At 38.1% G+C, this 281-nt stretch carries 1 protein-coding gene; it reads right to left on the minus strand.

The genetic code is table 11. The features are described from left to right. Window positions 1-281, minus strand: a 281-nt coding sequence (locus tag CWO84_RS15400) for an SMI1/KNR4 family protein (protein WP_165786344.1), incomplete at both ends; no start/stop codon positions are given.

A 281-nucleotide genomic window follows, 5' to 3' on the forward strand; every position in this document is an offset into this window, starting at 1 on the left:
GTCAACCGCATAAAAGTAAACTTCGCCAGATGTATCGATGCAAAAGTAATTTCCCCCATGATCAATGGCAAACGGCATCAATCCATTGGGCATTACATTCTTTGCAACCATCAGTAAATAACTATCTTCCAAAGTCCGCTCGGTTCCAACCGGGAATTTTATAGGCAAAAATTTTTTAACCCATAAAGAACAGCCATCCTCCAAAATCCAAAAACTATTTGAAGGTATACCGCCATTATGTATTAAATAATGATTGACCAATTCTTCCGGCAAAACGAGAT

The organism is Methylomonas sp. Kb3 (assembly GCF_002834115.1).
Classification (GTDB): Bacteria; Pseudomonadota; Gammaproteobacteria; order Methylococcales; family Methylomonadaceae; genus Methylomonas; species Methylomonas defluvii.